The 9,519-nt window shown below is 49.6% G+C and carries 10 protein-coding genes; 8 read left to right on the top strand and 2 right to left on the bottom strand.

The genetic code is table 11. From position 1 onward, the window contains the following. The coding region (locus PHU49_10640) for a helix-turn-helix domain-containing protein (GenBank protein MDD5244461.1) at positions 1-272 on the bottom strand (272 nt) is incomplete at its 3' end. A gap of 236 nt (positions 273-508) precedes the next feature. Here PHU49_10640 and PHU49_10635 point away from each other — a divergent pair. From PHU49_10635 to PHU49_10605, 7 genes are all read left to right on the top strand, one after another. Continuing rightward, entirely contained in the window at positions 509-928 is a 420-nt protein-coding gene (locus PHU49_10635) for a VOC family protein (GenBank protein ID MDD5244460.1), read from the top strand. 49 nt (positions 929-977) lie between these two features. Further along, the gene (locus PHU49_10630; protein MDD5244459.1) at positions 978-2,123 is read left to right on the top strand and encodes a saccharopine dehydrogenase NADP-binding domain-containing protein; all 1,146 of its coding nucleotides are present in this window, start codon (positions 978-980) and stop codon (positions 2,121-2,123) included. A gap of 13 nt (positions 2,124-2,136) precedes the next feature. After that, the gene (locus tag PHU49_10625) at positions 2,137-3,393 is read left to right on the top strand and encodes an aminotransferase class III-fold pyridoxal phosphate-dependent enzyme (GenBank protein MDD5244458.1); all 1,257 of its coding nucleotides are present in this window, start codon (positions 2,137-2,139) and stop codon (positions 3,391-3,393) included. Positions 3,394-3,455: 62 nt separating this feature from the next. Next, on the top strand, positions 3,456-5,735 hold the full coding sequence (locus PHU49_10620) for a xanthine dehydrogenase family protein molybdopterin-binding subunit (GenBank protein ID MDD5244457.1): 2,280 nt from the start codon (positions 3,456-3,458) through the stop codon (positions 5,733-5,735). Next, a complete protein-coding gene (locus PHU49_10615; protein MDD5244456.1) occupies positions 5,732-6,679 on the top strand; it encodes an FAD binding domain-containing protein in 948 nt (315 codons plus the stop codon). Before PHU49_10620 ends, PHU49_10615 begins: the two co-directional genes overlap by 4 nt. Continuing rightward, positions 6,676-7,140 carry a (2Fe-2S)-binding protein gene (locus PHU49_10610; protein ID MDD5244455.1) on the top strand — a complete coding sequence of 155 codons (465 nt, stop codon included), beginning with the start codon at positions 6,676-6,678 and terminating at the stop codon, positions 7,138-7,140. The genes PHU49_10615 and PHU49_10610 overlap by 4 nt, the downstream gene beginning before the upstream one ends. Positions 7,141-7,235: 95 nt before the next feature. Next, a complete protein-coding gene (locus PHU49_10605) occupies positions 7,236-7,529 on the top strand; it encodes a hypothetical protein (GenBank protein ID MDD5244454.1) in 294 nt (97 codons plus the stop codon). A 247-nt stretch (positions 7,530-7,776) separates the two neighbouring features. On the opposite strand, the gene PHU49_10600 is transcribed toward PHU49_10605, so the two are convergent. Continuing rightward, positions 7,777-8,955, bottom strand: coding sequence for an acyl-CoA dehydrogenase family protein (locus tag PHU49_10600; protein MDD5244453.1), 1,179 nt, complete (start codon positions 8,953-8,955; stop codon positions 7,777-7,779). 82 nt (positions 8,956-9,037) lie between these two features. Here PHU49_10600 and PHU49_10595 point away from each other — a divergent pair. Next, on the top strand, positions 9,038-9,519 hold a 482-nt coding region (locus PHU49_10595; GenBank protein MDD5244452.1), incomplete at its 3' end, for a DUF362 domain-containing protein.

The raw sequence follows: 9,519 nt of genomic DNA, 5'->3' as shown, positions 1-9,519 counted from the left end.
GATTTTTTCTGAGGCCGGCGGTTTGTATTCTGAGCTTCCTTAACCTTCTTGCTCAGGGTGTTCCTGTTAATACCCAGCAATTTCGATGCCTTCGAAACATTATTATCGGATAGTTTCATGGCTGACCCGATGAACACCTTTTCTATAAGGTGCTGTACATTAAGGAGGATGTTATCATGGTCATTAACTTTTGATTTCAATAGTTTGTCTACTATATCTTCAAGCTTTACTTCAACATTATTATAGTACTCATTAATTTTATTATCAACCATAAATAACTTTGCTTTCTGTGTATGTAATATTGTACCACAATTTCTGTTTTTTTGTGCAAATAATTTAGTTGACAAAAAATAGAATTGCATATATTTTTTATCTGTATTGTATACTGTATACATTTTTAAAATTTATCAGAGAAGATTATTTGTGGTTAAATTCGTTATTTCAATGTATTATTAAATAGTTATTCATAATAGAACATAAAAATAGCGATGACGCGAGGTGTTGAAAGATGAAGATAGAAAAGATCGACCACATCTGTTTTGCAGTAAAAGACCTTGAAGCAACGAAAAAGATATACAAGGATCATTTCAGCCTGATACCGACATTCGAATATGTTGCAGAATCAGAGAAGATCAAGGTAGCCCGGTATTACATAGGAGAGGTAGCCGTAGAGTTTATGGAATCGACCTCCCCGGACGGGGACGTTGCTAAATTTATCGACAGCAGGGGGGAGGGCGCCTTTCTCATATCCTATAAGGTAGACGATCTTTCGAAGGCTATGCAGGAGCTGAGGGGCAAGAATGTGAAGCTCATCGATGATACCCCGCGGGAGCTCTTCGGGAACCGGTATGCCTTTGTACATCACCCCAATAAGCTCCACGGGGTATTGACCGAACTCCTCGAAGGAGATTTCGATATCAACAAATAGTAATGAGATCACAACCGACACACATTAACCACGATTGCAGGGAGGGAGAATGAAGGCACTGGTAATGGGCGGGACAGGCGGTATGGGTCAGGGGGTCGCCCGGGACCTTATCAAGCAGGAGCAGATCACGCAGGTCATCCTCGGCGATATAAATACGGACCCGAAAAGGGTGCAGGAGAAGCTGCGTGCCAGCGAAAAGGTATCGCTCGTCAGGATTGACGTGAACGATCACGCCGGCATGGTAAGTGCGATCAGGGACGTCGACGTTGTCGTTAATTGTGCAGGACCGTTCTATAAAACGGCGGTAGCGGTTGCCAGGGCGGCAGTTGAGGCAAAGGTCAATTATATAGATATCTGCGATGACTATGAGGCCGTCCCGATCCTTTTCTCGTCCGCCGACATCGATAAGGCTGCCAAAGAAGCGGGGATAACCGTTTTGACGGGTATGGGATCCGATCCGGGAACAAACAATGTGCTGGTTAAGTGGTACGCCAATCAACTGGACCGCGTTGATGAGATCCACCTGTTCTGGGTGGTGAGCATTGCAGAACTTGCCGGTGCAGCCTGGGACCACAGCCTCCACATGGTGACCGGCACAATACCTCAGTATCTGGACGGGAAGCTGGCGTATGTAGAAGGCGGTACCGGCGAAGAGACGGCAGAGTTCCTCCCGCCGCTCGGCACCTGTGTGGTTCGCTATGTGGGTCATCCTCAGCCTATCACAATACCACGATACATAGAAGGGGTAAAAAAGGTGGTTATTAAAGGGGCTCTTATACCATCATGGGTAGATGAGCTCATCAAAGAACAAAAAGAGACAGGTCTTCTCAGCACAGAACCGGTTGAGGTCAAAGGGATGAAGGTAATCCCCTATGATCTGACCTTGCGGCTCTGGGACACGATCCCAAAGGATAGAGACAACGGCCCTGCCGCCTCGGGTCTGAAGGTAATCGTAAAAGGGGAGAGACAGGGGAAGGGGGTGACCTATACGGCCGACATCGTGGGCAGGATGGCCCCGGGGACAGGACTTCCGGCATCGATCGCGGCCCTGATGATGTCTGCAGGCGACGTGAAGGTCAAGGGCGTCGTAGCCCCGGAAGGCTGTATAGATCCGGAAAAGTTCCTTGCAGAATTGATCAAGAGAGGTGCAAAAATACACCAGACAGAAACGATATCATCGTTGTTTACACTGTAAAAGGAGGATCTTAATGGAGGAAGCTAAAAAACTGAACATAACGAAAAGCCTTGAGCTTTTTGAAGAGGCAAAGACACTGGTCCCCGGTGGGGTCCTGGGCGCCAGAAAACCCGGTGATTTTATCATGGGGGAGTACCCGATCTTCCTTGAGTACGGCAAGGGCTGCAGATTGATTGATGTCGACGGAAACGAATTCATCGACTTCCTCTGTGGTTACGGTCCCATTATCCTCGGCTACCGGGAGGACGAGGTCGACGATGCGGTGATTCGGCAGATAAAAGAGAAAGGGTTTTGCTTCTCACTGACCCAGCCCTATCAGAACGAACTTGCGAAGAAGCTCAACCAACTTATCCCCAGTGCCGAGTTGAGCATCTTCCTGAAGACAGGCTCCGATGCCACAACGGCGGCAATCCGCATTGCACGGGCATATACGGGAAGGATCAAGGTTATGCGTTGCGGTTACCATGGCTGGCATGACTGGTGCGTCGAGATGAAAGGCGGGATCCCTGAAAAGTTCTACGAGGACGTCCATGAGTTCCACTATAACGACCTCGACAGCCTCGAAAAACTGATGGCGCTCCACGGCAATGAGACGGCAGCGATCATCATGACCCCCTTCGGGCATCCCCTCCACCAGAAGATGCAGACCCCCAGGCCCGGGTTCCTCGAAGGGGTGCGGGAGCTTGCGAACAGGTACGGCGCGGTCCTGATCTACGACGAGGTCCGCACCTGCTTCAGGCTCAGGATGGGAGGCGCACAGGAGCTTTACGGCGTTACCCCTGACCTGACGGTCCTCGGCAAGGGAATGGCCAACGGGCACGCGATCAGCGTCGTGACCGGGAAAAAGGACGTGATGATGGCGGCGGCCTCAAAGCTCTTCATCTCCTCGACCTTCTTCCCAAACAGCGAAGGATATATCGCTGCCCTCAAGACGATCGAGATCATGGAGCGCGAGAACGTCATTGACAAGATATGGGAGAAGGGCGGACGCCTCTTGAAAAAAATACAGGACATCATTGACAAATATGACGTAGGCGCCGAACTGACCGGTGTTGCACCCATGTTCCTCATAACCTTTTCAGACACTGATGCCGACGTATTGAGGGGAAAACGCACGGATTTTTACACCCAGCTTATCCGAAAGGGCTTCTTTTTTACCCCCCACCATCATGCATATATCAGTTACCGGCACACTGAAGAAGACCTGGACCTGACGGTGAAGGCGATCGATGAATCCATGGCATATGTAAGTGAAAAATATAAGAAATGAGTTTGCTATACGCCAAACGGAGGGATAGAATATGTGGTGTTCACGTTTTATAAGGGGGTACTATGAATAATGATCTGAATATCGTCGGCAAAAGGGCGGTGAGAAGCGACTCCCTTGCCAAGGTCACGGGAGAGGCGCGTTATACCGCTGATATAAAACTCCCGAACATGCTTGTAGGAAAGGTGCTGAGGAGTCCTTATCCTCATGCCAGGATCGTTCGTATTGACCTTACCCGGGCGCTGAAGGTGCCCGGCGTGAAGGCAGCCGTCAGTGGATTTGATGCCTATGGGATCAAATGGGGTGTCTTCCGGTATACTCAGGACCATGCAATGCTCCCCACGGATAAGGTCCGTTATATCGGTGAAGATGTGGCGGCCGTTGCTGCGATCGATGAAGAGACTGCGCTGGAGGCCATTTCATATATCAAGGTCGACTATGAGCCCCTGTCTGCTGTTTTTGACCCCATAGAGTCGATGAAAGAGAGTGCGCCACAGATCCACAACGAATATAAGAACAACATCAACATACACGTTCACATCGATGTAGGCGAGGTGGACAAGGCGATGGAGAAGGCCTTCATCGTCCGCGAGGATACCTTCAAGGCAGCCGGCGAGGCATACGCGATGATGGAGCCCTACGCGGTGGTTGCTTCCTACAAGAACGGCTTCCTCGATCTCTGGATGCCCAACGCCGGGCCCCATGTCCGCGCCAAGGCGCTGTCAAACCTTCTCAAGATGCCCCTCAACAAGGTGCGCGTCCGTCATATCAACTCCGGGGGCGCCTTCGGCGGAAGGTCCGAGGTGGCGCCCGCCGACCTCGTCGCATCACTTTTGTCGATAAAAGCCGGCAGACCGGTAAAGCTCGTCCTTTCCCGTGAAGAGAACGCCACGAGTTCGCGACAGATCCACGACATCATCGCCACGATAAAGACAGGCATGAAAAAGGACGGCACCATCGTCGCGAAGGACTACCAGGTGATCTACAACGGCGGCGCCTACAGTTCCACGGGTCCCATCGCCACATCGATACCTTTCTACGTCTATGAAGAATGCTACCGTTTCCCCAACGTCCGGTACAACGGATACCGGGTCTTCACGAACAAGGGTATCCGGGGGATGTACGGGTGCCACGGGAGGGCCTTTCTTGCCGGGAACGAGGCGCAGATGGACCTCATGGCAAAAGAGCTCGGCATGGACCCTGCGGAGATACGCCTCAAGAACGGCCTCACGGCAGGTGAGACGACGGCGACGAAATCGAAGATCACAAGCTGCGGCCTCAGAGAGACGATAGAAACGGCCTCGGAAAGGACCGATTTCAAAAAGAGATGGGCGAAGAAGTCGAGGTTCAAAGGGATCGGCATGGGATGTATTGCCATCATGTGCGGGTTCCCCATGGGGTTCCGCTCCGGTTCATCATGCTACGTAAAGATAAACGACGACGGCCAGGTGACGATCGTTACCGGTCTTGTTGACAACGGACAGGGAAATGAATCCATGGTGATACAGGTTGCCTCTGAGGTCCTTGGCGTCCCCATGGGGGACATCAACCTTGTATGCGCCGATACTGAGGTCACCAATCTCGACCCCGGGTCGTATTCTCAGGCGGCTGCTTTTGTCGGCGCCAATGCGGTGAAGGTTGCCTGTGAGAACGCACGAAAGAGGATCGTTGCCATTGCCGCAGAAAAGCTTGGCATCGCAGAGACCGACATCGGCCTGAAAGACCGTATGGCCTATTGTGTGAAGGAACCCGATAAGAAGATGCCCATCTCATGGGTCGTGCGTGAGGCATTCTTCAGAGGGGACCCGATCGTAGCAACGGGTTCCTTTTTCCCCAACATTGATTTCGAGAGAGAGTGGGTTTCACGGCCCTGGGGCCAGATGGCAGGGACCTTCTCCTTCGGGACCTCAGTGGCGGAGGTGACAATTGACCCGGAGACAGGGAAGGTAATGATCCCACGTTTTACCGCTGCTCACGATTGCGGGTGTCCTATCAACCCCATGGCGGTAGAAGGACAGATGGAAGGTTCCATCCTCCAGGCAGGCGTGGCAACGATCACAGAGGGGAACCTCTGGGATAAAGGGTACCTGCTTAACCCCGACCTGCTTGAGTACAAGGTTCCTCTGGCATGTGATATGCCCGAGATGGATACGATCATTGTAAGCTCGCACGATCCCGCAGGACCTTTCGGAGCGAAAGAAGGGGGTCTTACCATCCGTATGAACGCATACAGCGCAGTTGCCTGTGCCGTTGCCAATGCAACGGGCGCGCTTTTTGAAGAGCTGCCGCTCACACCCGACAGGGTTTTGAAGATAATAGAAAAGAAGAAGGGGGTGAAGGAATGATCCTACCACAATTTGAATATCACAAGGCACAGAGTGTTGCCGGGGCGATAGCCCTGTATAAGAAATACAAAGGGAAGGCCCGGTATCTTGCCGGCGGGACTGATCTTATCCCTCTGCTGAAGCAGAGGCTGTCGACACCAACGGCTGTCATTGACCTTAAGGGTATTGAAGAAATGAAGACAGCCACCCGTCGAAGCGGATCACTGATAATAGGAGCGAACGTGACGCTCTTTGCCCTCAAGAATAATCCCATTGTAAAAGAATACTTCCCTGCACTCTATGAATCGCTTGACGCCACCGCATGTGAGACGCTCCAGATGCGGGGCACGATCGGGGGGAATATCCTCCAGGATACGCGGTGCATCCAGTACAACAAATCGACAGAATGGCGCACGGCGCGAGGGTTATGCTTCAAGATGGGGGGTCCGGCGTGCAATGTGGTTACCAATGCAAAGGCGTGCTTCTCGAACTATTGCAGCGATAACACACCTGCGCTCATAACACTGTCGGCAAAGGTAAAGCTTAAGGGTCTTAAAGGTGAACGGACAGTGGAACTTGAAAAGATTTTCAGCGGGAATGGCAAGGCACCATTCACGATTCAACCGGGGGAGATACTAACGGCGATACTTATCCCCCTGAAGAAGACGAAAGGGGTATATGAGAAGCTGCGGGTCCGGGACTCCATGGACTATCCGTTGGTTGATGCAGCCGTTTCTGTGACAGGCGGCAAGGCTAAGGTCTGCATCGGTGGGGTCGGTCCGGCTCCTCTCGTATATGTCCTTAAAAACATGAATGAAAATACTGTCAACGATGCTGCAGATACGGCATATGCGGACGCGAAGCCGGTCGTGAACACCACGCTGTCCGCGGCGTACCGGAAGAAGATGGCTGGTACCCTCGTGAAAAGGGCGATCAAGAGAGTTCTGAAGGAGGGAGGAAGATGAAGACGATGAAGGTGACGATCGAGGTGAACAATGAGAAGAACGTGCTCCAGGTAAAACCCTACGAAACCCTCCTCGAAACCCTCAGGGAGAGGCTTGCCCTTACCGGGGCGAAGGAATCGTGCGGTATGGGGGCCTGCGGGGCATGTACGGTTCTCGTGAACGGGATGCCGCTTAGGTCCTGCCTTGTCCTTACCGCAGAGGTTGACGGCGCAGAGATCACGACCATCGAGGGGCTTAAAAAGGACGAAAAGCTCCATCCGCTCCAGGAGGCATTTATGGAAAAGGGTGCCGTTCAGTGCGGTTTTTGCACCTCAGGTATGATCATGACAGCTAAGGCCCTCCTTGACCGGAACAAGAGACCGACAAAAAAAGAGATCGTAAGGACGATCTCCTCGAACATATGCCGGTGCACTGGCTACAAGAAGATCATTGAGGCCGTCGAAGAAGCTGGGAAGAAGTAATGCAGACTATTTTGAAACTGTGGTTGCATTGACTTTGTTTCAAGGTGCCATTATAATAAGATAGAAGCGGGGGATTTAAAACAGGAGGTCTGGTCGTGAAAGTGAAAGTCAGGATAGACTCTAATTTACGAATTAAAAATGTTTTTGAACCCCCCTTAGAGGTAGAACTAAATAACGGTGAAAATACATTGAAGGATGTTCTCCAAAGACTTTACGAGATGTATCCCTATCTTAAATTTATCGATCGGGGTGAGATGGGAGATGATTTGCGCAATCTTTTCCTCAATGGAGAGAGCCATTTTACCTTTTCCGAAGGCCTGAAGAAAAAGATTAATGACGGTGATACTGTCCATGTAGAAGCATACATGGATCCTCTGGCAGGTGGATAACCCAAAGATCTTTTACAAAAATCACTAAATAGAGGGAGCAACAAGAAAGAAGGTTTTGGTAGTTAAAAAAATACATGTTCCGATAAGAGATATTATGTTAACTATTATATCATCTAATCTTTCATGCTTTCTCTTTTAACCCTCTTTCGTCATTTTAATAGTTTGGATGTGTTCAGAAGTACCTTCTGATTTTAAATGCTATTTGACATACTCTTTTGTATTGACCTTTAAAAGATTATCTCAAACATTACGGCATGAAGTTCCTGAAGATATCCCTTGCGATGACGATCCTCTGAACCTGGTTTGTTCCTTCATAGATCTGTGTTGCTTTTGCGTCCCTCATCATTCTCTCTACCGGATATTCTTTTGTATATCCATAACCACCGAGGATCTGAACCGCATCAGTCGTGACCTTCATCGCTACATCAGCGGAATAAACCTTCGCCATTGCAGATAATTTGTCTACTCCTATGGCACTCATCTTATCACGTTCATAAACCTTCATATCAAGTAAGTGCGCTGCATCGTAGACAAGCGCCCGAGCAGCCTCAACATGGGTTGCCATATCGGCGACCATGAACTGTATTCCTTCAAAATCAGCCAGTTTTTGACCAAACTGTACTCTTTTCCATGCATATTCAGTAGAAAAATCCAGAGCTCCCTGGGCTAAACCTACTGCCTGTGCTCCTACTGCAGGCCGTGAAAGATTCAGTGTTGACATGGCTATATCCCACCCCTGACCTTCCTTCCCGAGCAGGTTGTCTTTGGTAAGACGTACATTATCGAATATGATCTCAGTGATATCGGAGCCTATCATGCCCATCTTGTCTTCGCTTTTTCCAATAACTACGCCAGGATAATCCCTTTCAACGTAAAAGGCCGATATTCCGTTTGTCCGCAGTTTTGGATTTGTGTTGGCAAATACTGAGTAAAGCTGAGCATTTGCGCCATTGGTTATCATCGATTTTTTACCGTTTAAATAATAATAATCGCCATCTCTTACAGCGGTTGTCCTCATGTGCGATGCGTCCGATCCCGCTTCCGGTTCCGTTAAGGCAAAGGCTACGAGGTATAGCTTTTCGGGGTCAGCTATTTTATTGTATATGTATTCCTTCTGTTCCTCATTGGCTGAGACCATGATAGGCATTATGCCTACGTTATGGGCAAGTGGTATCAGGGACGACGCGCCTGACACCTTCGCCAGTTCTTCGATGACGAGACACAGTGATGTGATATCGCCGTCAAGGCCGCCGAATTTCTCGGGCAACATGAGGTAGAGGAAACCATGTTTTTTGTATATATCCACGAGATCCCATGGAAAGGCACCTGTTTTGTCTATTTCTTTTGCCCTCGGGGCAACCTTTTCTTTCGCTAATTTTTCAGCTATCTTTTGGATCATGCTGTGTTTTTCAGAAAGGTTCAACATCCAAAAGCCTCCTTTTAAGTTGACAAAATCGTTCTACTTCTAACATAATTTTTCTATAAATTAAATAAAAAAGGAGCCTACAATGTCTACAGTCTATTTCACTGATTTCAGGGCAAAACCCAAAAGAAGTATTCTTGATAAGGTTGGCGACCTCCTGAATCGCGTTAAGCTCAACACAAAGATCAGGAAGAATGACCTCGTTGCAATAAAGCTCCACTTCGGTGAGATGGGCAATACAGCCTACTTGAGGCCTATATTCCTCAGAGTGGTGGCAGACAAAGTAAAAGGCGTAGGCGGAAGGCCGTTTCTTACCGATACGAACACCCTTTATAAGGGCTCCAGGAGTGATTCCGTCGACCACCTTACTACCGCAATGCTGAATGGTTTTGATTATTCCTGTGTCGGCTGCCCTATTATCATCGCAGACGGTCTCAGAGGCGGCAGCGGAATAAAGGTCCCGATCAAAGGCAAGATCCTTAAGGAAACAAGCATCGCGAGGGAGATTGCCGATGCCGACGCGATGGTCGTTGTTACGCATTTTAAGGCTCATGAGCTTTCCGGGTT

The sequence above is a fragment of the Syntrophorhabdaceae bacterium genome (assembly GCA_028713955.1).
Classification (GTDB): Bacteria; Desulfobacterota; Syntrophorhabdia; order Syntrophorhabdales; family Syntrophorhabdaceae; genus UBA5609.
This window is presented reverse-complemented; position numbering and strand designations above follow the sequence as displayed.